This window comes from Paraburkholderia sp. BR10954 (assembly GCF_040965775.1).
Classification (GTDB): domain Bacteria; phylum Pseudomonadota; class Gammaproteobacteria; order Burkholderiales; family Burkholderiaceae; genus Paraburkholderia; species Paraburkholderia youngii.
This window is the reverse complement of record NZ_JBFRCK010000001.1, coordinates 494,574-519,689: the sequence shown is the minus strand read 5'-3', so window position 1 is coordinate 519,689 and position 25,116 is coordinate 494,574. Positions and strand designations below refer to the sequence as shown.

Below are 25,116 nucleotides of genomic sequence, written 5' to 3'. Positions count from 1 at the left end.
TGGAGTTGCCTGCTGGCGTTGCAACGAAACAGCCAACGTACGGCGCGACGCGCCTCGTGATGGCGCGGATCACTTCTGACGAAACGATCCGCGTCGGAGCAACCTGAAAATTCCTAGCATGCGGCGTTCCCGATACTACTGCGCCGCGCTTCGTCACTTGACCGTGACGGCGCCCTTCGCGGCGTCGCTGGCGTCATCCTTGCCGTGAGCCGGTTCAGGATGATCACCTTTCGAGCCGTGAAAGATATGCTGGAAAAGTTCCTTGTTCTTTGCGCCATTCAAAAGGTTCCGCAGCGCGGCATCGTCATCCGCAGGCTTGAACGAAAGCACTCGCTTACGGTAGCGCTCCCTGCGTTCGTCGAGCATGTAGCTCGCCGGCAGCGGCAGTTCCCGGCTGCCCCCGTCGAGATCGATGCCCTCGAACGTCAGCAGCCCCGCATCGTGATTGATCAAGCATGCGGGAGGCTTGGTCCGGTCGATCACATAGACGCACTGCTTCTGCAGATTGCCGGCGTCCGGCAGCTTGCCGCGGAAGATCTTGTCCCGCAGAAAAGTGCACATTTCTTCCCAGCACTGCTCGGCGGATTTTCCCTTCGCGCAAGACCGCAAGATTTCGGCCTTCAGAATGTCCTCTGGCACGGCATAGTAAATCGGATAACCGGCCCTCAGGTAAAGTTGTAGTTGCAACACTTCGTAACAGCGCCCCAACGCATGGAACGACGGTACGAGCAAAGACCTTTCATCGGACTCCGTCGCCCGCGGAGCTGTTGCGATACTCGTCCCACGTCTCTCGGGTCCACCATTGCTTGTCGATATCGAAGAAACGATAGATCGAGAAAATCAGAAACGGTGCCGTGTGAACGCACCGTAGGTCGGAAGAGCGCCCGTGATGAGGGCTGTGAGCAGGCGGTGCCAGTCGGGACGGGGCTGAACTCTCTCTATCTAAGTTTGCGCCCCGGTGGATGTCAATTGGCGCGCGTGGTCTGTGTGCGCCAAACCACAATCAGTATCGGGCGGCTGCTGGGTGGGACGTTGGGACTCGTGATGCCTGGCAGAGCCAATCGCGCTCGCGCCCCAGGCTCGCGCGCGGACGCCGGGCCCCGCTCACCGCGCACACCTTGCGGCATGCGCGATGCCGCACAAGTCAGTCGCCATGCCCCGCGCCCAGCGCCGCCAGCGGATGCGCGCCGCCTTGCCACGGCGAGCTCAGGAAATGCCGCACGCGCTCGGGTTGCACATCGGCGAGCGTCGCCGGCGACCAGCGCGGTCGGCGGTCCTTGTCGATCAATTGCGCACGCACACCCTCGCGGAAATCGCCTTCGTCGATCGAGCGCTTCACGATGCCGAGCTCCATCCGGAAGCACTCGGCGAGCGTCATCTGCCGGCCGCGCAGCAGTGCTTCGCGCGTCACGTGCAGCATCGTCGGCGAATGGGCGCTCAGTGCGTCGTAGGTCGCTTGCAGCCATTGCCGCACCTCGCGCGGCGGCTCGCGTTCGAGATCCTGACGCAGCGTCGCGACGATGCGCTCGACGCCCGAGCGCCGGTCGAAGTGGCGCAGTATCAGTTGCGTCAGCGCACCGAGCGGCGCGTGCGGCACGACATTGCACGGCGGCTCGAACACGGCGCGCAGCGCGTCGATGCGCCCGGTGTCCAATGTGTCGTGCGGCATGCGCTGCAAACGTTCCTCGAAGCTCGCGAGCCAGTTGGCCGGCACGCACAGGTCGGCCAGTTGCAGGCACATCGCATCGGCGCCCGCTAGCGTCGCGCCGGTCAGCCCGACATACAGCGCAAGCTCGGGCGGCATCACGTTCAGAAAGCGGCTCGCGCCGACATCGGGCACGAAGCCGATGCGCGTCTCCGGCATCGCGATGCGGCTGCGCTCGGTCACGATGCGCAGGCGCGCCGCCTGGCCGAGGCCCATGCCCCCGCCCATCGCGATACCGTCGAGCAGCGCGACCACCGGCTTCGGAAACGTGTGCAACGCGTAGTCAAGCCGGTATTCGTCGAGAAAGAACGCGAGCCAGCGCGGGTCGCCCTGCGTTGCGAGCCGATGCACCTCGCGCACGTCGCCGCCCGCGCAAAAGCCCTTGTCGCCGGCGCCTTTCAGCACCAGCGCGACGATTCCGGGATCAGTGCGGCATTGCTCGACCAGCACGGCGAGCTCGCGCACCATCGCGTGCGACAGCGCGTTGAGCGCAGCAGGGCGGTTCAGCGTGATGATCGCCACACGGTTGACGACGCGAAACAGCACGTCCGCTTCGGCTTGCGTATTCGGCGCATTGCGCGCTTCGAGCGCAACGCTTTGCAAAGTGCTCATGGCTGCGTCTCCCTTGGTGCATGGCTCGTCTGCCAGCGCGGCGGGCGTTTTTCGAGAAACGCGTTGACGCCCTCGCGCTGATCGGCGCCATCGAACAGATCAACGAAACGCTCGCGTTCGAGCGCGAGCGCCGCCGCGCGCGGCACGCCATGCCGCGCCTGATGGATCAGCTCCTTGCTGAAGCTGACCGCCTGCGGACTCGAACCGGTGACCCGCTGCGCCATCTTCAGCGCGGCTTCACGCGCGGCGCCGCGCTCCACCACTTCTTCGACGAGGCCGATGCGCAGCGCGCTCGCCGCATCGACGCGCTCGCCGGTCAGGATCATCCGCTTGGCCCAGCCTTCGCCGACCAGCCACGGCAGCGTCTGCGTGCCGCAGCCGCAAGGCAGCAGGCCGACCGCGGTCTCTGGCAGCGCCAGCACCGCATGCTGCTCGGCGATGCGGATATCGCATGCGAGCGCGCATTCGAGACCGCCGCCCATCGCATAGCCGTTGAGCGCCGCGATCACGGCCGGCCGCGCGTTTTGCAGTGTTTCGAACGCCGCGCCGAAACGCGCCGCCGCGGCGCGCGCGACTTCGCGATCGCCGTCGGCGAAGGTGTTCAGATCGGCGCCCGCGCTGAAGAACTTCGGGCCGTCGCCGGTGATCACCAGCGCGCGCACGCGCGCATCGGCGTTCAACTGCTCGACGGTGCGCTGCAATTGCAGCAGACCGTCGGGCGTGAAAGCGTTCGCGGGCGGCCGTTTCAACGTGATCAACGCAACGGCGCCGTCGTGCGCGTAATCGAGCTCGATCATTGCGTGCCTCCCTGGCCGTCACCGCCGCGCTCTCGCGAGCGATACAGCTTGATTACCGCCGAAAAGTCCAGACGTCCCGCGCCGTTCGTGCTCATCGTTTGATAAAGCTGCTGCGCGAGCGCGCCGAGATAGACCGGCTGACGCACACCGCGCGCGGCATCGGTGGCGAGGCCGAGGTCCTTCAGCATCAGGTCGGTGCCGAAGCCGCCGGTATAGCCACGCGACGAAGGCGCGGTCTCGATCACGCCCGGCATCGGGTTATACGTGTCCGAACTCCAGCAACGCCCGGTCGACGCATTGATGATGCTGCCGAGCACCTTCGTGTCGATGCCGAGCGCCTCGCCGAGCGACATCGCCTCCGCGACGCCCGCCATCGAGATGCCGAGCACGAGGTTGTTGCAGATCTTCGCGACCTGGCCGCTGCCGGTATCGCCGCAATGGACGATGTTTTTTCCCATCGCCAGCAGAACGGGCTTGACCTGCTCGTACGCGCTCGCGCTGCCGCCGACCATGAAGGTCAGCGTGCCCGCCGCCGCGCCGCCCGTGCCGCCCGACACCGGCGCATCGACGAAGCTGTTGCCATGCGCCGCGGCGAGTTCGGCAAACGCCTTCACGCTGGCGGGATCGATCGTGCTCGAATCGATGATCGGCACGCCCGGCGCAATGCCGGCGAGGATGCCGTCGTCCGCGACGAGCACGCTGCGCACGTGAGCCGCGGCGGGCAGCATCGTGATCACGCATTCGACGTCGCTCGCGGCGGCCTTCGGCGAGCCGGCCGCTTGCGCGCCCGCATCGACGAGCGTGCGCACGGCCTGTGCGCTGAGATCGAACACGTTGAGCGCGTGGCCCGCCTTCAGCAGGTTCAGCGCCATCGGCGCGCCCATGTTGCCGAGTCCGATAAAGCCTGTTTTCATGGTGTCGTCTCCGTATGTGCGTTCAATGCGTTCAATGCGTTCAACGCAGGCGGATCGTCGTGTTGACGCCGTCGCTGACGGTGTCGTCGTCGAACCAGCGCGCGGTGACCGTCTTCGTCTGCGTGTAGAACTGCACGACCTGCTTGCCGTACGGACCGAGATCGCCGAGTTTCGAGCCGCGCGAGCCGGTGAAGCTGAAAAACGGCACCGGCACCGGAATCGGAATGTTGATGCCGACCTGGCCGATATCGATCTCGCTCTGGAACTTGCGCGCCGCCGCGCCGCTTTGCGTAAACAGGCCCACGCCGTTGCCGAACGGGTTTGCGTTGACGAGCGCGATCGCATCGTCGAGCGTCGCGACGTTGACCACCGCGAGCACCGGTCCGAAGATTTCGGTGCGGTAGATTTCCATGTCGGTCGTGACGTCGTTGAATACCGTCGGGCCGATGAAGTTACCCTGCTCATAGCCCTGCACGTTCACATCCCGGCCGTCGAGCGCGAGTGTCGCGCCCTCCTTCACGCCCGCGTCGATCAGACCGAGAATGCGTTGCTTCGCCGCGCGAGACACGACCGGCCCGACATCGGTGCCCGGCTCGTGCCCCGCGTTGACCTTCAGCGTCTTCGCCTTCGCGACGAGTTCGGGCAGCCACTCGCGCGCGGCGCCGACCAGCACCGCCACCGAAGTCGCCATGCAGCGCTGACCCGCCGCGCCGAACGCGGCGCCCGCGAGCGCGTTGAGCGTCTGTTCGCGGTTCGCGTCGGGCAGCACCACCGCGTGGTTCTTCGCGCCCATCATCGCTTGCACGCGTTTGCCGTGTTCGCTGCCGAGGCGATACACGTGCGTGCCGACCGCCGTCGAGCCGACGAACGAAATCGCCTTTACCAGTTCATGCGCGCACAGCGCATCGACCACTTCCTTGCCGCCGTGCACGACGTTCAGCACGCCCTTCGGCACGCCGGCTTCGAGCGCAAGTTCGACGAGCTGCATCGTCGACAGCGGGTCTTGCTCGGATGGCTTCAGCACGAAGGTATTGCCGCACACGAGCGCCATCGGGAACATCCACAGCGGGATCATCGCGGGGAAATTGAACGGCGTGATGCCGACGCAGACGCCGAGCGGCTGACGCAGCGTGTAGGTGTCCACGCCACCGGCGACGTTCTCGGCGAATTCACCCTGCTGCAACGTGCCGATAGAACACGCGTGCTCGACGACTTCCAGACCGCGGAAGATGTCGCCCTCCGCATCGGGAATCGTCTTGCCCTGCTCGGCCGACAGCGTCCTCGCGATGCGCGGCATATGCTCGCGAATCAGCGCCTGGTACTTCAGCATGATGCGCATGCGCGCGCCAATCGGCGTGTCCTTCCACGTTTTGAACGCGGCGTGCGCGCTGCGCACCGCCGCGTCGACTTCCGCGACGGTCGCGAACGGCACGCGCGCGAGCGCCGCCTGGGTGGCCGGGTTCACGATGTCGCGCCACTCGGTCGTCTTCGATTCGACGAACTCGCCGTTAATCAGCAGTTTGACGGTGGCCACGGCGCCGGCGACGTCGCGGCTGGTCTCGTTCGAAGCAAGGGTGCTCATGCTGAAACTCCTGTGCGATGGCCGCGCGGCGGCCGGACAGTGATAGAAAGGAAAAAACAGTGCCCCGACGCGTTGAATCCGAAGCTCGAATTCAACACGCGCGATTCAGACCGGGGCGGCAAAGCCAGCAATGGCGAGGAATGAAGACAGTCAACGCAAGTCGGGGAAATCCTCTTCCCAGTACTCGTCGGGCAGACGCGCGGGTTCGGCCGCACGCTCCATTTCGCGGCGTCGTAACTCGACGCGGCGGATCTTGCCGGAGATCGTCTTCGGCAGTTCGCTGAATTGCAGACGACGAATTCGCTTGTATGGCGCGAGTTTTTCGCGCGAGAACGCGAACACCGCGCGCGCGAGTTCGGGACCGGCCTCATAGCCCTGACGCACGGTGACGAACGCCTTCGGCACCGACAGACGCAACGCGTCCGCGCTCGGCACGACGGCCGCCTCGCCGATCGCTTCGTGTTCGATCAGCACGCTTTCGAGTTCGAACGGACTCAGCCGATAGTCGGACGACTTGAACACGTCGTCCGAGCGGCCGACGTACACGTAGTAGCCGTCGTTTCGACGCAGCGCGACATCCGACGTGCGATAGAAACCGTTGCGCATCGCCTGCGCGGTCGCGTTGGCATTGTTCGCGTAGCCGGTCATCAGGCCGAGCGGCCGTTCGGCGAGCGGCAGCGCGATTTCGCCTTCGGTCACGGGTTGGTCGTCGGCATCGAGCAGTTCGATTTTATAGCCCGGCAGCGCACGCCCCATCGAGCCGGGCACGACCGGCTGGCCCGGCGAATTGCCGATCTGGCAGGTCGTCTCGGTCTGGCCGTAGCCATCGCGGATCATGATGTCCCACGCGTGCTTGACGCGCTCGATGACCTCCGGATTCAGCGGCTCGCCCGCGCCGACGATCTCGCGCAGCTTCACCGGATAGTCGCCGAGCGGCTCCTGCACGAGCATGCGCCAGACGGTCGGCGGCGCGCACAGCGTGGTCACATTGAAGCGCACCAGCGCGCCGAGTGTGTCTTTCGGCACGAAGCGCGGGACGTTGAACACGAACACGCAGGCCTGCGCGTTCCACGGCGCGAAGAAGCAGCTCCACGCGTGCTTGGCCCAGCCCGGCGAGCTGATGTTCCAATGGATGTCACCGGGTTGCAGGCCGATCCAGTACATCGTCGACAGATGCCCGACCGGATAGCTCTGATGCGTATGCTCGACGAGCTTCGGCTTCGACGTGGTGCCGGACGTGAAGTACAGCAGCATCGGATCGCTGGCGTGGGTGATGCCGTCCGGTGTGAAGTCCGGCGACGCCTCGTACGCGGCGGCGACATCTATCCAGCCGTCGCGCGGCGCGCCGACCGAGAAGCGCGTGAGCGGCACATCGAGCGCATCGAATTTGCCCAGCTCCGCGCTGTCGACCACAGCGAACTTCGCGCCGCCGATCTGCACGCGGTCGCGCACGTCGTCGGCGGATAGCTGCGTGGTGGCGGGCAGCACGATCGCGCCGAGCTTCATCGCAGCGAGCATCACGTCCCATAGCTCGACGCGGTTCGGCAGCATCAGCAGCACACGGTCGCCTCGGCCGACGCCCGCGCCGCGCAGAAAGTTCGCCATCCGCGACGACCGCTCCGACATCTGCGCGTACGACAGACGCAGACCGTCGCTGGAAGGATCGTCGACGATCCACAGCGCGGGGTTGTCGTTGTCGCGCGCAATCGCGTCGAAGTAGTCGAGCGCCCAATTGAACTCGCCGAGCGCTGGCCACGTGAATTCGCGGTACGCGCGCTCGTAGTCGGTGCGATGGCGCACTAGCAGATCGCGCGCGTCGAGAAAGGCTTTCGCTGCTGTCATCGTCGTCTCCAGGTTGGCGCGGGATGCGCTCGTCTTTTTTTCCGCTGACATCTTGCCGCGGTGCTTCAACGAAGCATCCACGGCCAGGCTATTGTGCGCTCAAACGCCACCTTCAAACATGGCGCGCGATCACCATCCGCTGCACCTCGCTCGTCCCTTCGTAAATCTGCGTGATGCGCGCATCGCGATAGTGGCGCTCCACCGCATAGTCCTCCAGATAGCCGTAGCCGCCATGAATCTGGATCGCGTTCGAGCAGATCTCCTCGGCCAGCTCCGACGCGAACAGCTTCGCCTGCGACGCCTCCGACAGACACGGCCGCCCCGCCGAGCGCAGCCGCGCCGCGTGATGCACGAGCAGGCGCGCGGCGTTCAGGCGCGTCGCCATGTCGGCGAGCATGTTGGCGATGGTCTGATGATCCTTCAGCGGCTTGCCGAACTGTTCGCGCTCGCTCGCGTAGCGGCGCGCGGCATCGAACGCGGCGCGCGCGATGCCGACCGCCTGCGCGGCGATGCCGATGCGCCCCCCTTCGAGATTCGACAGCGCGATGCGCAGACCCTCGCCCGGTTCGCCGAGCAGGTTGGCCTCGGGCACCGCGCAGTGATCGAGCGAGATCGGACAGGTGTCGGACGCGCGAATGCCGAGCTTGTGCTCCGGCCGGCCGACGTCGAAGCCCGGCGTCATGGTCGGCACGATGAAGGCCGACAGGCCGCGCTTGCCGCGCTCGGGATCGGTGACCGCGAACACGATTGCGAGCCCGGCGCGCGCGCCGTTGGTCACGAACTGCTTGCTGCCGTTCAGAATCCACTGCCCGTCGTGCAGCTGCGCGCGGGTGCGCAGATTGTTCGCTTCGGAGCCCGCCTGCGGCTCGGTCAGGCAGAACGCGCCGATCGTGCGGCCAGTGGCAAGGTCGCGCAAATAGCGGTCCTTCTGCGCAGCGCTGCCGAAGTTCAGGATCGGCGCGCAGCCGACCGAGTTGTGCACGCTCATCAGCGTCGCGCAGGCCGCGCAGCCGGCTGCGATCTCTTCGAGCGCGAGCGCGTAGGCAACGTAGTCGGTGTAGGAGCCGCCCCACTCGGCCGGCACCATCATGCCCAGAAAACCGAGTTCGCCCATCTGCGCGACGACCTCGGCCGGCAGTTGCGCGTCGCGATCCCATTGCGCCGCATGCGGCGCGAGACAGTCGGTCGCGAAGTCGCGCGCGGCGTCGCGGATCATCCGTTGTTCGTCGGTGTAGAAGCTGTCCATGACTGCGTCCTCGTGGGTGCTGACGGCGGTGCTGGCGATCTCGGTGATGCGGCAAGTGTAGGCAAGCGGCTCGCGCCACTCGATGCTCGCTCCGCTCACATTTGCTGAGCGCTTTTGCCATACTGCTACCATGCGTGTGCATGCAGCCTCGTCATTTCAGGGGCTTCACGAACCACGAGCCAACCGATGCTGAGCGCTTTTGCAAGAGAAGCCGAATTCCGATGAAAAGCGACAAAGGCACGATCTCCGTCAGTCTCGTCGAGGAAACGCTCGCGCTCGCAACGGCGCGCGGGCTCGATGCGCGAGCGTTCGCCGAGGCGGCCGGCATCGCCGCGCCGATGCTCGCGTCGCCGAAAAGCCGCGTGTCGTCGGCGCAATACGGCGCGCTGTGGGCCGGCATCGCGCGCGCGCTCGACGACGAGTTCTTCGGCCAGGACTCGCATCCGATGAAAAGCGGCAGCTTCATCGCGATGACGCAGATGGCGCTCGGCGCGCGCAACGGCGCGCAAGCGCTCGCGCGCGCGGTCGGCTTCATGCGGCTGGTGCTCGACGATCTCGGCGCGACGATCGACACCGAGGCCGAGCGCGTGCGCCTGAAGTTCGTCGAACGCGCGGGCGCGCGCAAGCCGGCGATGTTCACTTACGCGACGTATTTCATCCTCGTGTACGGACTCGTCTGCTGGCTCGTCGGCCGGCGCATTCCGTTGCTCGAAGCGCGCTTTCGCTGCGCCGCGCCGCCGGCCGCGCACGAATACCGGCTGATGTTCTGCGAAGACATGCATTTCGACGAGCCCGAGTCGTACGTCGATCTCGACCCCGCGTTTCTGGAGCTGCCGGTGATCCAGACTTCGCGCTCGGCGCGTCCGTTTCTGCGCGATGCGCCGGGCAGCTTCATCGTCAAGTACCGCAATCCCGGTTCGCTCGCCGCGCGCGTGCGCAAGACGCTGCGCGCACTGCCGATGTCTGGCTGGCCCGCGGCCGATCAGATGGCCGCGCGCCTGCACGTCGCCGAGGCGACGATGCGGCGGCATCTGAAGCAGGAGGGCCACACGTATCAGTCGATCAAGGACGCGCTGCGGCGCGACATCGCGATTGCCGAACTGCAGCGCACACAGCGCACGATCGCCGATATCGCGAACGCCGTCGGCTTCGCCGAGCCGAGCGCGTTTCATCGCGCGTTCCGCAAATGGACCGGCATGCGCCCGACCGACTATCGGCCGGCCCGGGCCACGGGGCTCGATCTCACGCTTCGCGCCGAATCGGACTAATCTTTAAGCGGCAACCGGCCAGCCTTGATCGAGGTATGGGCCCGCGCCGCCGGTTCGCACCGGCTGGCGCGACGGCCGTCAGCGATGAACACGACTCCGCGTCTCCCGCTCCGGCAGTCCGGTCCGCGCACGCCGCTTATCCGCGGCGGCATCGCGGGCCGTTTGATGCGCGGCATCGCCGTGCTCGGCGTGCTATGCGCGCTCGGCTTCGCGACGTGCGGAGCGCTGGCGCCGCTGCAAGCGGCCAATGCGGCGACACCGGCCAACGTCGGTGCCGCGACCTCGAACAGCGTCGAGGTGATTCCGGTGAACGGCGCGATCGGGCCGGCCACCGCCGATTTCATCGTGCGGGGTTTACAGCGCGCGGAGAGCCAGCACGCGCAGCTCGCGGTGCTGCAACTCGATACGCCCGGCGGACTCGACACGTCGATGCGGCAGATCATCAAGGCGATCCTCGCCTCCCCGGTGCCGGTCGCGACCTTCATCGCGCCGAGCGGCGCGCGCGCCGCCAGCGCCGGCACCTACATCGTCTACGCGAGCCATATCGCGGCGATGGCGCCGGGCACCAACCTCGGCGCCGCGACGCCGATCCAGATTGGCATCGGCGGCAACGAGCCACCCGGTGGCGGCGGCCCGCCGGGAATGCCGGGCACGCCTGGAACACCGGGAACCCAAGGCACTCCAGGCACGCCGGGACTGCCGGACATGCGCACGCTGCCCGGCGGCGCGTCCGGGCCAACGTCCGCGCCTGCGGCACCCGGCGCATCATCCGAAGCCGCCAGCGCGCTGCCGCTCGACACCCAATCGACCGAACTGCGCAAGCAGGTCCACGATGCCGCCGCCTACATCCGCGGCCTCGCGCAGATGCGCGGGCGCAACGCCGACTGGGCCGAGCGCGCGGTCCGCGAAGCGGTCAGCCTGTCCGATGAAGAAGCGCTCGCGCAGCACGTCGTCGATATCGTCGCGCGCGACGTGCCCGACCTGCTGCGCCAGCTGAACGGCCGCACAGTCGTCACGAGCGCCGGCAGCGTCACGCTGCAGACCGCGCATGCGCCGCTGATCACGCTCGAACCCGACTGGCGCAGCCGCTTCCTCGCCGTGATCACCGATCCGAGCGTCGCGCTGATTCTGCTGATGCTCGGCATGTACGGCCTGTTCTTCGAATTCGCCAATCCGGGCTTCGTGCTGCCCGGCGTGGTCGGCGCGATCAGCCTGCTGCTCGGCCTGTTCGCGATGCAGATGCTGCCCGTCAGCTATGTCGGCCTCGGGCTGATCTTTCTCGGCATCGCCTTTCTGATCGGCGAAGCATTCCTGCCGACCTTCGGCTCGCTCGGTTTCGGCGGCGTGGTCGCGTTCGTGGTCGGCGCAATGATGCTGATGGATACCGATGTGCCTGGCTACGGCATCCCGCTGCCGCTGATCGCCGCGGTCGTCGTGTTCAGCGTCGCGTTCGTGCTCGGCGTGTCGCGGCTCGCGCTGCGCGCGCGGCGCCGGCCGGTCGTGACGGGCTCGGAGGCGCTGATCGGCTGCGTCGGCGTGGTGCTGGACGGCGGCTTGCTGCCCGAACCCGAACACTCGGCCAGCGGCCCGCTGGGCGGCTGGGCGCGCGTGCACGGCGAGCGCTGGCGCGTGTCGAGCACGACGCCGGCCGCGCCGGGGCAGAGCGTGCGCGTCACGGCGCGCAACGGGCTCACGCTGACCGTGGTGCCCGTCAAACCGGCCGCCCCAATACAAGGACAAGGAGAACCCTCATGATCGGCTTCACATTCGGCTTCGGCAGCATCCTCATCCTGCTCGTGGCCGTGCTGATCGCGTCGTCGGTGCGGATTTTTCGCGAGTACGAGCGCGGCGTCGTGTTCATGCTCGGCCGCTTCTGGAAGGTCAAGGGGCCCGGACTGGTGCTGATCATTCCGATCGTGCAGCAGGCGGTGCGGATGGATCTGCGCACCGTCGTGTTCGACGTGCCGACACAGGACGTAATCACCCGCGACAACGTGTCGGTGAAGGTGAATGCGGTCGTGTATTTCCGCGTCGTCGATCCGGAGAAGGCGGTGATCCAGGTCGCGCGCTACTTCGAGGCGACCAGCCAGCTGGCGCAAACGACGCTGCGCGCGGTGCTCGGCAAGCACGACCTCGACCAGCTGCTGTCCGAGCGCGAGCAGCTGAACACCGACATCCAGAAGGTGCTCGACGCGCAAACCGATGCGTGGGGCATCAAGGTGTCGATCGTCGAGATCAAGCACGTCGATATCAACGAAACGATGATCCGCGCGATCGCGCGTCAGGCTGAGGCCGAGCGCGAACGGCGCGCCAAGGTGATTCACGCGGAAGGCGAGTTGCAGGCGTCGAGGCAGCTGCTCGAAGCGGCGCAGACGCTGGCGCGCCAGCCGCAGGCGATGCAGCTGCGCTATTTGCAGACGCTGACGACGATCGCCGCCGACAAGAACTCGACGATCGTGTTTCCGCTGCCGGTCGACCTGGTGAGCGCGGTGATGGAACGGTTCAACAAGCCTTCGACGTGATAGGACGAGATTTTGTCAGGACGCCCATTTGGCATCGACTAGCGCCGAAATTTTGAAGTTTTAGCCAAACCCGCCCGCTTCCGCGTTGCTTGCGCTCCGTGGGGAACTCGGCTCGCGGCGGGTTCGATCCGCCGGCAGAAATGGTGCGCTGCTTTTTTCCGCCTCACCAGGCGCGCACCGAAAAACGACCAGGCCCGGCTGTTTTTCCGCTCCGCAGGAGCCCGCCATGAATCTGTTCTCCCGCATTGGACTCGGCGCGCTGGTTGCCGCCGTGAGTATCAGCACCGTCTACGCGCAAGCGGTGATGCAGCCCAACGACCCGTCGGCGCCGAAAACGCGCGCCCAGGTCCGCGCCGAACTCATCGAATGGCTTGCCGCCGGCTACGATCCGAACGACTGGGTCAACTATCCGGAGAACGCGCAGGAAGCCGGCCGGATCGTCGCGCAACGCCGCGCAGAGCGGCAAGGCCTCGAACCGACGACAGTGCAGTAAAAGCAGTCGCTGCCGCACCCGCAGCCTGAATGCCGCCCGCCGCGGGCGGCAGGGAAACCCTTTGCGTCGCGGCAAGGTATCATCCCGTCCCTCCACCCCCCACGCAGCAAACCAGCCGCACCTAGCCGGAATCCGCACCATGCCAATCTGGGTCGATGCCGACGCCTGCCCGGCCGTCGTCAAGGACATGCTTTATCGCGCGGCGCGCCGCACCGGCATGCCGCTGACGCTGGTCGCCAACGCGTTCCTGCGCGTGCCGCCGTCGCCGCTGATCCGCGCGATCCAGGTGCCGGCCGGCTTCGACGCCGCCGATCAGCTGATCGTCGAGCGCGTCGTCGCGGGCGACCTCGTGATCACCGGCGACATCCCGCTGGCCGCCGCCGTGCTGGCAAAAAATGCCCACGCGCTCGATCCGCGCGGCAACTGGTTCACGCCCGGCACGATCGAAGAACGGCTGCGCATGCGCTCGATGCTCGACCAGTTGCGCGCGAGCGGCGTCGACACGGGCGGTCCGTCCGCCTTCAGCGCGCGGGATGGCAAGACGTTTGCTGGCGAACTCGATCGCTGGCTCGCGCGTCATGCGCCGCGCGGTGATGTGCCGGCGCCACAGTCGCCCGGCAAACCGCCCGCCTGACGGGCCCGAGAGGGCTGCCGGCGCAGCCGCAATCGACGAGGCGCCGCCGTTGGTGTTTACAATTCCGCCGTAACATCGCCGCGCCCCGTTTTGCCGGGCTGCGCGGCGACTGCCTCAATCACAAAAACACTTTCCGAACGACGAAAGAGAAAACCCGCCACATGGACTCGATCAAACGCTACTTCGGCTTCGACGCCGTCGACACCAACCTGCGCACCGAGGTGCTAGCCGGCGTGACCACCTTCCTGACGATGGCCTACATCATCTTCGTGAACCCGGCGATTCTCGGCGACGCCGGCATGCCGAAGAGCGCGGTGTTCGTCGCGACCTGCATCGTGTCCGCGCTCGCGTCTCTGATCATGGGTCTGTACGCGAACTACCCGATCGCGCTCGCGCCCGGCATGGGCCTGAACGCGTACTTCGCGTACACGGTCGTCAAGGGCCTGGGCTACACGTGGGAGGCCGCGCTCGGCGCGGTGTTCATCTCCGGCTGCCTGTTCCTGATCGTTACGCTGTTCCGCGTGCGCGAGGTGATCGTCAAGGGCATCCCGCATTCGATCCGGATCGCGATCACCGGCGGTATCGGCCTCTTTCTCGCGATCATTTCGCTGAAGTCGGCCGGCGTCGTGGTCGGCAATCCGGCCACGCTCGTCACGCTCGGCAATCTGCACGACGCGCACGTCGTGCTCGCGGCGATCGGCTTCTTCGGCATCGTCACGCTCGATCATCTGCGCGTGCGCGGGGCGATCCTGATCGGTATCGTCGGCGTGACGATCCTGAGCTTTTTCTTTGGCGGCAACCAGTTTCACGGCGTCTTGTCGATGCCGCCGTCGATCGCGCCGACGCTGTTCCAGCTCGATATCCGCACCGCGCTGTCGAGCGGCATTCTGAACGTGGTACTGGTGTTCTTCCTCGTCGAGCTGTTCGATGCGACCGGCACGCTGATGGGCGTCGCGAACCGCGCGGGGCTGCTCGTCGAAGGCAAGATGCATCGGCTGAATCGCGCGCTGCTCGCCGACAGCACCGCGATTCTCGCCGGCTCGATGCTCGGCACGTCGTCGACGACCGCGTATATCGAAAGCGCGTCCGGCGTGCAGGCCGGCGGCCGTACCGGCGCGACCGCGATCACGGTCGCCTTGTTGTTCGTCGCGGCGCTGTTTTTCGCGCCGCTCGCCGAAGTGGTGCCGCCGTATGCGACCGCGCCCGCGCTGCTGTACGTGTCGTGCCTGATGCTGCGCGAACTGGTCGACCTGCCGTGGGACGACGCGACCGAAGTCGTGCCGGCCGCGCTGACCGCGCTGCTGATGCCGTTCACCTACTCGATCGCGAACGGCGTCGCGTTCGGCTTCATCTCGTACGCGGCGCTCAAGCTGCTGACGGGCCAGGCGCGCCAGGTGAAGCTGGTCGTGTGGATCATCGCGGCGATTTTCCTGTTCCGGTATTTCTATCTCGGCAGCGAGTGAGGACCTCGCGCGGTTCGGTTGCGTGGTCGAAAGTGTCGTCGGGTTCGGCGAACGTTTATCATCCGATGTTTCGAACGACGATCGATCGGGTCGCGATAGATCGGGTCGCCCCCAGGAGCCGCCATGTCCTCATATAACCGCACGACGGACCGCTACACGAGGCCCGCGATTTTCTTCCACTGGATGATTTTTCTGCTGGTCGCGCTGGCCTATCTGGCCATCGAAATCCGCGGACCGCGCGGCTCCGACGGCCGCGAGTTCTGGACCGGCGTGCATTTCTGGGCGGGCACGCTGGTGCTCGTGCTGGCTGTGCTGCGGCTGCTTTGGAGACTGTGGGCCGGCGCGCCCGAGGAACTCGAAAACAACCGGCTGCTCGCTTTTGTCGCGCGCTCCGCGCACCTCGCGCTCTATGTGTTCATCTTCGCGCAGCCGCTGCTCGGTATCCTGATGGTCAACGCGGGCGGGCGGCCGGTATCGCTCGCGTGGACGGACATCAGCTTCACGCTGGTGCGTGCGGATTCGATCGCGCGGCCGCTGTTGAAGGACGCACACGAGTGGCTCGGCAACGTGTTCTATTGGGTGATCGGACTGCATGCGCTCGCGGCCATCGCGCACCATGTGGTGTTCAAGGATCGGGCGCTGCGGCGGATCATTTGAAAGCGATGGGGTTGGCTGCGTGCAGTCAGTTACGCCAGTTCGCCTCATAAAAACGCACGTAGCCGCTTCTGAGCACGAGACACTGCGCGCGCGTTTCCGACAACAGCCGGCGCGTGGCGGCCTCGATGCGCGGCCGGTGCGTGTCGAACGCAACGATCATGTCCTCCTGCCGGGGGGACGCGGCGCCGAAGTGATCCTCGAGCGCTTCCGCGGTGATCATGCACTCCACCCTCTGCCCATCGACCATTGCCGGAAACGCCAAGGTAAGTTCGCGACCTGAATATTCAGGGGCTTCGTTCGGAAATTGGATCTGCATGGGAGTCACCTGGAAGAGTGCGCGTACGATGCGCTCGGGTAATGCACGCGCTGATTGCTTGCTATCGCGCCAGCCGCTCGTTCCTCCTTGTCCCATGCAGTCGACGCGGGCCGTCATCTCAACGCGGCATAGTCAGTTCGCGCCACGCGGAGGTGAATTGATTCACTTTAGACGAGTTCGGGCCAGGTGCAAGATTTCCCCGATTTTTTCTTGACAACGCGACTGATTTGCCTATGTTGCAGCGCGGTATCAAGCGGTGCCCGATCCCGTGTAAAGTGTCGCGCACCAAGTGATTAACCTGCACGATGTCCGCCCCCACCCGCCCGCCTGTAGTTCGCGTCGAACCGCTCGGCCAGAGCTTCGAAGCGCCCGATTCGCTGACGATTCTCGAAGCCGCCGCTTTCGCGAATCTGCGTTTGCCGCGTTCGTGCCGCAACGGCACCTGCCGCACATGCTTGTGCCGGATGACGTCCGGGCGTGTGCGCTATTCGATTGAATGGCCCGGTGTGAGCCGTGAGGAAAAGGCGGACGGTTATATCCTGCCGTGCGTGGCGATCGCGGAAACCGACGTGGTGATCGAAGTGCCGGATGCGGTCGTGATACCGGTGGGGTGAATGATGGCGCGAGCGTGAGCGCGACGCGCCCACACTCGCGGACGCTTCAGACGCCGCGTGTTACCGCCCATTGCCCATCGCGCGGGCGATTTTCTTGTCCGTGTTGTACTGGCTCAGCGCATACACCGACCAGATGGCCGCCGGCACCCAGCCGATCACCGTGATTTGCAGAATCAGGCAGATGATGCCCGCAAACAGACGGCCGATCGTGAAAAACTGCAACCACGGCAGAATGATGGCAAGCAAAAGGCGCATTCGGTTTTCCTGTTCCTGTCGTTAAGGCAGCATGCGGTAGTCCGAGAGGGACGCATCTGCTTCGTTGTTGAACTCATCGAGCGGCGCGAAGCGCGGCACCTTGACGCCGTCCTGCTCGACCAGCTCGAAAAACACCGTCGCTGGACGGGTCCAGATCGTACCATTGGCCGCCTTGTAGACGATCATCGTGACCGTCGGATCCGATTCGAGCGTGGCCTCGCAGACCAGTTCGTAAAGGCCGCCTTTGTAGTGTCGGTAGCGCATCGCGTATGTCCTTATTTTGGGCGTCATCGAAGCATTTTCAAGCACCGAGCGCCTGAGCTCAGCCGCCCTCTTTCATCTGCTTCAGGATCTTGTAGACGGTCGCGCGACCCATCGTCAGCACCGCGGCCACGTAGTTCGCCGAGCTGCGGCCACGAAACGCGCCCTGCGCGTGCAGCGCTTCGACGATTTCACGCTTGTGCTCGCGCGTCAGCGCATTGATGCCGATCTGCCGGTCGCGCAACCACGTGTGCAGATACGTGTTGATGCGGTCCTGCCAGTCGTCGCGGAACAGATCGTCGCCTGGCGCGTCCGTCATCGTGCCGCCCTTGATGAACAGATCGAGCGTCGAGCGCACGTCTTCGAACACCGCGATGTTGAAGTTCACGCACAGGATGCCGGCGGGCTTGCCATCGTCGTCGAGCAGGATGTTGCTCACGCAGCGCATGCGGCGCCCGTCCCAGTTCAGTTTCTCGTAGGGACCGATGGTCTGGCCGCGCGCCGCGAAGTGCGCGTCGTCGAGCACCGACGGCGCGCCCACCTCGAGCCGCGACAGATTGTTCGCCAGATACGCGATGGTCTGATCGCGCAGATCGTGAATCACCACTTCGGCGCACGGATAGAGCAGCGCGGCGATGCCGTCGGCAATCGGCGCGTAGCGCTTTAACAGCAGGTCTTTGACAGGAGACACGTTCGGGTTGCGCAAGGAAAAAACGCGAGGTTCGAAGGAGGCGGCGCGCGATCGCGAATGCCGACGATGCCAGATGCCAGCAGCAGGCTTCGGCGCGCACGCTCGGTCCGCCATTCAGGAAGCCGCCATTGTAGCGGCCTCGCGCTGGCGCCGCGAATCGCCGCCGGACGGCAATTTTGTCCACCTCGCGAGCGCATTTTTTTCGTGCGATAAACGCTGAACCACCGACATCCAACCGAACGGAGCCGACCGATGGCCACACTCGAAGCGCTTCGCGCCGTGCTCGACGACACGCGTACGCCTGAGATCATTCGCAATCACGTCATCGATTCGCTGCAGTACGCACTGCGCAACTATGGTCAGGTCTTCACGGCGAAGGAAGTCGAATGGCTGGCCGGCTGGGACGATGCGCGCTTGCCGCTGGCGGCCGCGCGCGAATTGCAGAAGCGCGTCGCCGAGACGTCGCGCTGACGCCCGCAATGCCCTGCCAGGCGGCCGTTCCGGCCGTGCACTGAAGTTTGCACTATCCAATCAGCCCTATTTCAGGCATCATATTGCAATAGTTGCACCTCGCACCCATATAGCACTGGCAGCACCAGGCAGTCTCAACCCGGCATCTCCGCACCACCCCCGACAGTTCGACCGCCCCTTATCGGCGATCCCGTCACTCCGGCAATGCGCCGTCCGCATTCGCCGCCGCGAGAAGTACACCGAGCGGTCGTTCAGCATCATGCGTCCGGCGCACGAATTGGCGCGCCGCTTCAGCGTTTTCGGTCGAATCCGCGTTTTCGCGCGACCGCTCGAGCCATTGTCATTGAGCCGCCGGGTCTAGCAGGCCTGTGCCAACCATTTTCATCGCGGCGCGCCCATCGGGTGCTGCGCCGCCGGTCCGCGTCGCGACGCCTCGAGCAGACGTTGCCGGAAGCAGCGCCCCGCACGCGGCGCGCGGACCACGCAATACAGGACACGTTTTCATGAATTCAGCAGTCAAGACCTACAAAGGTTACGAAATTCACCCGCTCGTTTATCCGCGCCGCCCGCCGGGCGCGCAAGCGACGCGCAATCCTGGCGCCGGTTACGACGCATCGGTGCGGATCTGCCGCGTCGGCGCCAATCCGGCGGCCGACGGCCGGGTGTTCCGTCTGCAGTATCTGTTTCCGTTCGACGGCATGGGCAAGGCGCGCATCGCGTGCATGGCGCACGCGGAACGGCTGATCGACGGCCAGGTGAGCGGTCAATCGGTCAGCGATCTTTGAGCGGCGTCATCGGCGCGTCACTCATGTCGCGCAGCGTGCGTTTGGGCGCCGCTGCTTTTCCAACGAATCCACAGTCGCGCCGCTCGCAATGCCCGCGGCCGATTTCCCCTTTATCCCATCGACCAGGAGTGATGCATGGCGAAAGAAGAACTGATTGAACTTGACGGTATCGTCGACGAAGTGCTTCCGGATAGCCGCTACCGCGTGACGCTCGACAACGGCGTCGTGGTCGGCGCTTATGCGTCCGGACGGATGCGCAAGAACCATATCCGTATTCTCGCGGGCGATCGCGTGACGCTCGAAATGTCGGTCTACGACCTGACCAAGGGGCGGATCAATTTCCGCCACAAGGACGAACGCCCGAGCGGTGGCGGTGCGCCACGACCGGCGTCGCAGGGTGCGCGGCGCAGATAAGCAGTGATGACGGCGCCGCCCTGCGTACCTGCGATGCCATTGCATTGCAGGTGACGCGGGCAGCCCGCCCGAACCTCGAGAGTCAGCGCGAGGCCGTACAGACTCGCGCCCCACCTTCGGCTCCGCGTTCTGCTCGGACGAACGCGCGGCGTCTTGACTGAAATCTGGCGGCGCGCCGCTTCGGCGACCCACCCACGTCGCAGCGTCTCGCTAAACTCCGAACACCGCCCCCAGATCCTCCCCATCCGCGCTTTTGCGCACCTGCTCGACCACCCGCTCCTCCAGCTCCGACAGATGCTCGCGCATTGCCGTCAACGCGGCTTGCAGGTCGCCGGCATCGAGTGCGTCGATGATCCGCGCATGCTCATCGGCGGAACAACTCGAACCCTTCGACGGATCGAACAGCGCCTTGTACAGCTCGGTCTTCGCGACCAGTTGCCCGACCAGTCCAAGCAACTCGGTGCCGCCCGCCAGTTCCGTCAGCAGCACGTGAAACTGGCCCGCGAGGCGCACGGATTCATCGATGGCGCCCGCGCGCAGTGCCTTTTCCTCGCTGCGCACATGCGCGCGCAAGCGCCGTTTATGCGCGGCGCTCAGCGCATCGCAAAGCGATGCGACGATGCCCGCCTCGACGATCTGCCGCGCCCGATACACCTGACGAATATCCTCCTCCGACGGCGACGGCACGAACGCGCCGCGATTCGCCTCGAGCACGAGCTTGCCCTCGAAGCCTAGCCGCGCGAGCACCTTGCGCAGCGCGCCGCGCGTGCAGCCGAACGCGGCCGCGAGATCGCGCTCGACCAGTTGCGCACCGGGCCGCAAACGCCCCTGCAGCAGGGCCGAGGTAATCGACGCATAAATGCGCTCTTCGACGCTCGGCGAGGCGTCGCCGCTTGCGGATGAAGCGGATGAAGCGGATGAAGCGGAGGAAGCGGAGGAAGAACGCGGGGAACGCGCAGCCATGATTTCAGTGACCGTGGACGGTGGATAACAAAGAACGGAACAACGCCGCAGCATTCTAGCGATGCCCCGCGCACGACGCCAATCTGCCTGGCTACGCCGCCGCTTATACGGGACATTCGCGCAAATGGTTAACCATGTTCTGTTACTATGGTTGACCAAAACGGAGACTGCAAGGTTTTCCGCAGTCCGGCTCTCAGGCTCGCCATGAATTTGCCCACCAGCGCTACTCCCCACAGTACCTCCGCAAACCGCGCCCGCGCCGCGCTCACATGGCACGACCTCGCGTGGCTCGGCGCGATCGTCGTGATCGGCATCAATCTGCGGCCATTGCTGACCTCGATCAGCCCGTTGATGACGACGATTCGCGACGCGACCGGCCTGAGCTTCTACGGCGCGTCATTGCTGACCAGCCTGCCGGTCGTCGCGATGGGCGTCGGCGCATTCGGCGCGGCGGCGTTGACGCGCGGCGTCGGCGAAACGCGCGGAGTGGCGCTCGGCCTCGTCGCGATCGCGCTTGCATGCGCGGCGCGCTGGCTGGCGTCGAGCGGCTTCACGCTGCTGCTCTCGACGGCGCTGCTTGCGGGCGCCGGCGTCGCCGCGATTCAGGCGCTGCTGCCCGCCGTCATCAAGCAGCGTTTCCACGCCCGCGTGCCACTCGCGATGGGCGTGTTCTCCGCGTCGATCATGGGCGGCGGCGGCCTCGGCGCGAGTCTGACTCCGTGGGTCAGCCGCGCGATGCATTCCTGGCATGCGGGGCTCGCGGTGTGGGCGCTGCCGGCCTGCGTCGCGCTCACGGGCTGGTGGCTGTTGACGCGGCGGCATGCCGTGGTCCACATCGCCGTGCGCACCTCTGCCGCGCCCGCGCCGGCGTTCTCGCCGTGGACCACTCAGCGCGCGTGGACGCTCGGCCTGTACTTCGGCATCGTCAACGGCGGTTATACGAGTCTGGTCGCGTGGCTGCCGGCGTTCTATCAGCAGCGCGGCATGAGCGTCTCAGCGAGCGGCTCGCTGCTCGCCGCGATGACGGTCTTTCAGGCCACGTCGGCGTTGCTGCTGCCGCTGGCCGCCGCGTCGTTCCGCGATCGCCGACCGTGGTTGCTGCTCGGGCTATCGGCGCAACTGGCTGGCGTTCTGGGCCTGATCGCACAGCCCGACGCCGCGCCGCTGCTGTGGGTCGGTATCGCGGGCGCGGGGCTCGGCGGCGTGTTTTCGCTGACGCTCGTGACCGCGATGGATCATTCGAGCGATCATCGCGTGGCCGGCCCGCTGGTCGCGTTCACGCAGGGCGTCGGCTTTATCGTCGCGGCCGTCACGCCGCTCGTCGCCGGCATCGTACGCGGCTGGAGCGGCGGGTTCGCCGTCGCGTGGATCATGCTCGGCGGCTGCATCGCCGCGATGATGGCGGTGACCTTGCTGTTTTCTCCACGCAGTTATTCGCGCTGGCTTTGAGGCTTTGAGCCTTTGAGCCTTTGAGCCTTTGAGCCTTTGAGCCTTCGACCGTTTCCTACGCGATGCGCCGCTTCGGTGCATCGGGCGTCCGCTGTCCCGCGTGCCCCGCGCCGGTGCAGCGCGACCGACGTGGCCGCACACCTCGTTCGCGGATGATTCGCAGCCCTCGCCCGCAAGAAAATCCCAATCGGCCCGCGCCGTTTACGCGCAACGCTGTTCACACACGTCGCCAATCCCCGTCGCGCGGTGACTGGCATATCCATTGCTTTACCGGTAGTCAGATGTCCCTTCCCCTGACTCCATGCTGCGCGTTCTCCTTGTCACCGACACCGACAAACCCATCGGCGATCTGCGCGACGCGCTCGCCTGTCTCGGCTGCGAAATGCTGGCCGGCACCGCGACGCCGCAGGCGCTGCATCGCGCGGTGCAGGACGAGCGGCCCGACGTGATCATCATCGATACGGAGTCGCCGTCGCGCGATACGCTCGAACAACTCGCCGTGATGCACGCGACCGCGCCGCGCCCCGTGCTGATGTTCAGCCACGACGCGAACCAGCAACTGATCCGCGAAGCGGTCAACGCGGGCGTCACCGCGTATCTGGTCGAAGGCCTCGCGACCGAGCGGCTCGCGCCGATCCTCGAAGTCGCGCTAGCGCGTTTCGCGCAGGAGTCGCAATTGCGCGAGCGGCTGGCGCAGGCCGAAAACGAACTGGCCGAGCGCAAGCTGATCGATCGCGCGAAACGCCTGCTGATGGATCAGCAGAAACTTACCGAACCAGCCGCCTACGCGAGTCTGCGCAAACGCGCGATGAACCAGGGCGTCAAACTCGCCGAGGTCGCGCGCGAGGTCGTCGCGTCGGCCGGCTCGCTCAAATGATGCGCTCATGAATCCAGCCACTTCCGTCACCGCGGCGGCCTCTGCCGAGCTGCCTGAAAAGACCCATCTGCGGCTGGGCTTCGTCGCGTTGTCCGACGCGGCGCCGCTGATCGCCGCGAAGCTGCTCGAGTTCGGCCATGCGCACGGACTCACGCTCGAACTGTGCCGCCAGCCGTCGTGGGCCGCCGTGCGCGACAAGCTGCTGTCGGGCGATCTAGACGCCGCACACGCGCTTTACGGGCTTGTGTATGGCGTGCAGCTCGGCCTCGGCGGACCGCGCACCGACATGGCCGTGCTGATGGTGCTGAACCGCAACGGCCAGGCGATCACGCTGTCGAATCGGCTCGCCGAGGCGCTCGCGAAGCACGGGACTTTGCGCGAGGCGCTCGCGACACTCGGCCGCAAGCCGGTGTTCGCGCACACCTTCCCGACCGGCACGCACGCGATGTGGCTGTACTACTGGCTCGCGGCGCAAGGCGTCGATCCGTTGCGCGACATCGACAGCGTCGCGATCCCGCCGCCGCAAATGGTCGCGGCGCTCGCCGAAGACCGGCTCGACGGTCTATGCGTCGGCGAGCCGTGGAATGCGATGGCCGAGGCGCACGGCGTCGGCAGAACCATCGCTTATACCAGCGAGGTGTGGCCCGAGCATCCGGAGAAAGTGCTCGCCTGCCGACGCGATTTCGTCGACGCGCATCCGCGCACGACGCGCGCGCTCGTGCAGACCGTGCTCGAAGCGTGCCGCTGGCTCGACGGCGCCGGGCATCGCGACGAGATCGCGCGCTGGCTTGCGCGGCCCGATTACATCGGTATCGACGAATCGCTGATCGCGACGCGCCTTGGTGACCACGTCGACACGGCGCACCCGCGCCGCCTGCCGATGCGTTTCTTCGACGACGGCGCGGTCAACTATCCGCATCCAATCGAAGGCGCGTGGTTCCTTACGCAGTTCGAGCGCTGGGGGATCATCGATGCGCGCGACGATTACGAAGCGATCGCCGAGCGCATCAACCAGACGCAGCTGTATCGCGAGGCCGCCGCGCGCGTGAATGTGCGGGTGCCTGGCGAGGATGTGACAAGGGAATTGATCGATGGCGAGGTGTGGGGAAGCGGATCATCGCCCGCCGCGTACGGACAGCGTTTCGCGATCCGCCGCTGAGCAGACCGCACACGAACGCTCGTACTGATGCGCTAGCTGCCCACGCGCCGCCAACGGCGGTCAAGTGGACAGTCGGCGTCGCCGGGGCTCAGAAGTTGTACTTGTCGATATTGCTCGCATCGAACGTGGTCGGCGGTCCGAGAATGATTTCGCCTTGCGCGCCGATCGTGCGCTTGCCGAGCTTGCCGGCGTCGAACGATTCGCCCTCCTTACCCGAAATCTTGCCCGACGCGAGCGAGGCCGCCGCGTACGCGGCGAGATAGCCGAGCTCGCTCGGGTCCCACAGCTGGAATGCGGTCACGGTGCCGTTCTTCACGAACGCGCGCATCTGGTTCGGCGTGCCGAGGCCCGTCACCGCGACCTTGCCCTTGCTCGACGACGACGAGATATAACGCGCCGCCGCCGCGATGCCGACCGTCGTAGGCGCGACGATCGCCTTCAGGTTCGGATACGCCTGCAGCAGGCCTTGGGTTTCGACGAAGGACTTCTGATCGTCGTCGTTGCCGTACGCGATCTTGACGAGCTTGATCTTCGAGTACTCCGGTTTCTTCAGTTCCTCCTGCATCCACTTGATCCACGTGTTCTGGTTGGTCGCGTTCGGCGTCGCCGACAGGATCGCGAACTCGCCCTCGCCGCCCATCAGCTTCGCGACCAGTTGCACCTGACCGCGGCCGATGCCCTCCGCGTTCGCCTGATTGACGAACAACTGGCGGCCTTCGGGCGCGGTATCGGAATCGAACGTGACGACCTTGATGCCCTGCCCCATCGCTTTCTTCAGATACGGCACGACCGCGTTCGCATCGTTCGCGGCAATCACGATCGCGTCCTGGTGCTGCGTGATCAGCGTATTGATGTACGACACCTGCGACGATGCTCCCGCATCCGACGGCCCCACCGCCTTGCCCACGCCGCCGAACTCCTTGATCGCGGAGAGGCCGCCGTCGTCGGCGATCACTTCGTACGGGTTGTTGATCTGCTTCGGCACGAACGCGATCTTCAGCCCGCTTTTCAGGTCCGCGGCGAACGCGCCGCCGCAGCTGATCGCGAGCAACGCGGCGCATAGCGCGGCCATGCCGGTGTGACGTAGAGGTTTGAACATGAAGTGTCTCCTGCGTTGTTGTTGGAC

At 65.9% G+C, this 25,116-nt stretch carries 27 protein-coding genes; 14 read left to right on the top strand and 13 right to left on the bottom strand.

Annotation, left to right across the window (positions count from 1 at the left end; genetic code table 11):
* Nucleotides 1–153: 153 nt before the first annotated feature.
* The 7 genes from AB4Y34_RS02455 to AB4Y34_RS02425 form a co-directional block, all read right to left on the bottom strand.
* Nucleotides 154–732 (bottom strand): hypothetical protein, encoded by a 579-nt coding sequence (locus AB4Y34_RS02455; protein WP_368715125.1) that lies wholly within the window; start codon nt 730–732, stop codon nt 154–156.
* 412 nt (nt 733–1,144) lie between these two features.
* A complete protein-coding gene (locus tag AB4Y34_RS02450; protein ID WP_368715124.1) occupies nt 1,145–2,317 on the bottom strand; it encodes an enoyl-CoA hydratase/isomerase family protein in 1,173 nt (390 codons plus the stop codon).
* The gene (locus AB4Y34_RS02445; protein WP_368715123.1) at nt 2,314–3,114 is read right to left on the bottom strand and encodes an enoyl-CoA hydratase; all 801 of its coding nucleotides are present in this window, start codon (nt 3,112–3,114) and stop codon (nt 2,314–2,316) included. Before AB4Y34_RS02445 ends, AB4Y34_RS02450 begins: the two co-directional genes overlap by 4 nt.
* Complete coding sequence (mmsB, locus tag AB4Y34_RS02440; protein WP_368715122.1) at nt 3,111–4,028, bottom strand: 3-hydroxyisobutyrate dehydrogenase; 918 nt, start codon at nt 4,026–4,028, stop codon at nt 3,111–3,113. The genes AB4Y34_RS02445 and mmsB overlap by 4 nt, the downstream gene beginning before the upstream one ends.
* Nucleotides 4,029–4,068: 40 nt before the next feature.
* Nucleotides 4,069–5,610 carry a CoA-acylating methylmalonate-semialdehyde dehydrogenase gene (locus AB4Y34_RS02435; protein WP_176381717.1) on the bottom strand — a complete coding sequence of 514 codons (1,542 nt, stop codon included), beginning with the start codon at nt 5,608–5,610 and terminating at the stop codon, nt 4,069–4,071.
* A 150-nt stretch (nt 5,611–5,760) separates the two neighbouring features.
* Nucleotides 5,761–7,452: an AMP-binding protein gene (locus AB4Y34_RS02430; RefSeq protein ID WP_368715121.1), complete on the bottom strand. Its 1,692-nt coding sequence runs from the start codon at nt 7,450–7,452 to the stop codon at nt 5,761–5,763.
* 112 nt (nt 7,453–7,564) lie between these two features.
* Nucleotides 7,565–8,698: an acyl-CoA dehydrogenase family protein gene (locus AB4Y34_RS02425; protein ID WP_368715174.1), complete on the bottom strand. Its 1,134-nt coding sequence runs from the start codon at nt 8,696–8,698 to the stop codon at nt 7,565–7,567.
* A gap of 221 nt (nt 8,699–8,919) precedes the next feature.
* Here AB4Y34_RS02425 and AB4Y34_RS02420 point away from each other — a divergent pair, with 221 nt between their 5' ends.
* From AB4Y34_RS02420 to AB4Y34_RS02390, 7 genes are all read left to right on the top strand, one after another.
* Complete coding sequence (locus tag AB4Y34_RS02420) at nt 8,920–9,966, top strand: AraC family transcriptional regulator ligand-binding domain-containing protein (protein WP_368715120.1); 1,047 nt, start codon at nt 8,920–8,922, stop codon at nt 9,964–9,966.
* 84 nt (nt 9,967–10,050) lie between these two features.
* Complete coding sequence (locus AB4Y34_RS02415) at nt 10,051–11,721, top strand: nodulation protein NfeD (RefSeq protein ID WP_368715119.1); 1,671 nt, start codon at nt 10,051–10,053, stop codon at nt 11,719–11,721.
* Complete coding sequence (locus AB4Y34_RS02410; RefSeq protein WP_176123913.1) at nt 11,718–12,488, top strand: slipin family protein; 771 nt, start codon at nt 11,718–11,720, stop codon at nt 12,486–12,488. Before AB4Y34_RS02415 ends, AB4Y34_RS02410 begins: the two co-directional genes overlap by 4 nt.
* A 226-nt stretch (nt 12,489–12,714) precedes the next feature.
* On the top strand, nt 12,715–12,981 hold the full coding sequence (locus AB4Y34_RS02405; RefSeq protein WP_176106201.1) for a DUF4148 domain-containing protein: 267 nt from the start codon (nt 12,715–12,717) through the stop codon (nt 12,979–12,981).
* A 139-nt stretch (nt 12,982–13,120) separates the two neighbouring features.
* Nucleotides 13,121–13,615, top strand: coding sequence for a YaiI/YqxD family protein (locus tag AB4Y34_RS02400; RefSeq protein WP_176106202.1), 495 nt, complete (start codon nt 13,121–13,123; stop codon nt 13,613–13,615).
* Nucleotides 13,616–13,776: 161 nt separating this feature from the next.
* Nucleotides 13,777–15,078, top strand: coding sequence for an NCS2 family permease (locus AB4Y34_RS02395; RefSeq protein ID WP_176106203.1), 1,302 nt, complete (start codon nt 13,777–13,779; stop codon nt 15,076–15,078).
* Nucleotides 15,079–15,201: 123 nt separating this feature from the next.
* Complete coding sequence (locus AB4Y34_RS02390; protein ID WP_176381727.1) at nt 15,202–15,735, top strand: cytochrome b; 534 nt, start codon at nt 15,202–15,204, stop codon at nt 15,733–15,735.
* Nucleotides 15,736–15,760: 25 nt separating this feature from the next.
* On the opposite strand, the gene AB4Y34_RS02385 is transcribed toward AB4Y34_RS02390, so the two are convergent.
* Nucleotides 15,761–16,051 carry a DUF1488 domain-containing protein gene (locus tag AB4Y34_RS02385; protein WP_013092011.1) on the bottom strand — a complete coding sequence of 97 codons (291 nt, stop codon included), beginning with the start codon at nt 16,049–16,051 and terminating at the stop codon, nt 15,761–15,763.
* Between the two features lie 305 nt (nt 16,052–16,356).
* Between AB4Y34_RS02385 and AB4Y34_RS02380 the strand changes: the two genes are divergently transcribed.
* Nucleotides 16,357–16,665, top strand: coding sequence for a 2Fe-2S iron-sulfur cluster-binding protein (locus AB4Y34_RS02380; protein ID WP_176106205.1), 309 nt, complete (start codon nt 16,357–16,359; stop codon nt 16,663–16,665).
* A gap of 60 nt (nt 16,666–16,725) precedes the next feature.
* On the opposite strand, the gene AB4Y34_RS02375 is transcribed toward AB4Y34_RS02380, so the two are convergent.
* The 3 genes from AB4Y34_RS02375 to AB4Y34_RS02365 are packed head-to-tail and all read right to left on the bottom strand — an operon-like array spanning nt 16,726 to nt 17,887.
* Nucleotides 16,726–16,920: a YqaE/Pmp3 family membrane protein gene (locus AB4Y34_RS02375; RefSeq protein ID WP_368715118.1), complete on the bottom strand. Its 195-nt coding sequence runs from the start codon at nt 16,918–16,920 to the stop codon at nt 16,726–16,728.
* A gap of 21 nt (nt 16,921–16,941) precedes the next feature.
* Complete coding sequence (locus tag AB4Y34_RS02370; RefSeq protein ID WP_176381731.1) at nt 16,942–17,184, bottom strand: DUF1653 domain-containing protein; 243 nt, start codon at nt 17,182–17,184, stop codon at nt 16,942–16,944.
* A 58-nt stretch (nt 17,185–17,242) separates the two neighbouring features.
* Entirely contained in the window at nt 17,243–17,887 is a 645-nt protein-coding gene (locus AB4Y34_RS02365) for a transcriptional regulator (protein WP_026228479.1), read from the bottom strand.
* Between the two features lie 237 nt (nt 17,888–18,124).
* Here AB4Y34_RS02365 and AB4Y34_RS02360 point away from each other — a divergent pair, with 237 nt between their 5' ends.
* The 3 genes from AB4Y34_RS02360 (at nt 18,125) to infA (ending at nt 19,542) form a co-directional block, all read left to right on the top strand.
* Entirely contained in the window at nt 18,125–18,343 is a 219-nt protein-coding gene (locus AB4Y34_RS02360; RefSeq protein WP_176106207.1) for a hypothetical protein, read from the top strand.
* Between the two features lie 503 nt (nt 18,344–18,846).
* Complete coding sequence (locus AB4Y34_RS02355) at nt 18,847–19,128, top strand: hypothetical protein (RefSeq protein WP_368715117.1); 282 nt, start codon at nt 18,847–18,849, stop codon at nt 19,126–19,128.
* A 135-nt stretch (nt 19,129–19,263) separates the two neighbouring features.
* Nucleotides 19,264–19,542 carry a translation initiation factor IF-1 gene (gene infA, locus AB4Y34_RS02350; RefSeq protein WP_008924062.1) on the top strand — a complete coding sequence of 93 codons (279 nt, stop codon included), beginning with the start codon at nt 19,264–19,266 and terminating at the stop codon, nt 19,540–19,542.
* 210 nt (nt 19,543–19,752) lie between these two features.
* Here infA and AB4Y34_RS02345 read toward each other — a convergent pair whose 3' ends face one another.
* Nucleotides 19,753–20,505 (bottom strand): GntR family transcriptional regulator, encoded by a 753-nt coding sequence (locus AB4Y34_RS02345; protein ID WP_368715116.1) that lies wholly within the window; start codon nt 20,503–20,505, stop codon nt 19,753–19,755.
* A gap of 204 nt (nt 20,506–20,709) precedes the next feature.
* Between AB4Y34_RS02345 and AB4Y34_RS02340 the strand changes: the two genes are divergently transcribed.
* From AB4Y34_RS02340 to AB4Y34_RS02330, 3 genes are all read left to right on the top strand, one after another.
* Complete coding sequence (locus tag AB4Y34_RS02340) at nt 20,710–21,954, top strand: cyanate transporter (protein ID WP_368715115.1); 1,245 nt, start codon at nt 20,710–20,712, stop codon at nt 21,952–21,954.
* 301 nt (nt 21,955–22,255) lie between these two features.
* On the top strand, nt 22,256–22,831 hold the full coding sequence (locus AB4Y34_RS02335) for an ANTAR domain-containing response regulator (RefSeq protein WP_176106212.1): 576 nt from the start codon (nt 22,256–22,258) through the stop codon (nt 22,829–22,831).
* A gap of 7 nt (nt 22,832–22,838) precedes the next feature.
* Nucleotides 22,839–23,990, top strand: a complete 1,152-nt coding sequence (locus tag AB4Y34_RS02330) for a CmpA/NrtA family ABC transporter substrate-binding protein (RefSeq protein WP_368715114.1) — start codon at nt 22,839–22,841, stop codon at nt 23,988–23,990.
* An 88-nt stretch (nt 23,991–24,078) separates the two neighbouring features.
* Here AB4Y34_RS02330 and rhaS read toward each other — a convergent pair whose 3' ends face one another.
* Complete coding sequence (gene rhaS, locus AB4Y34_RS02325) at nt 24,079–25,089, bottom strand: rhamnose ABC transporter substrate-binding protein (protein ID WP_176123923.1); 1,011 nt, start codon at nt 25,087–25,089, stop codon at nt 24,079–24,081.
* Nucleotides 25,090–25,116: the final 27 nt, after the last annotated feature.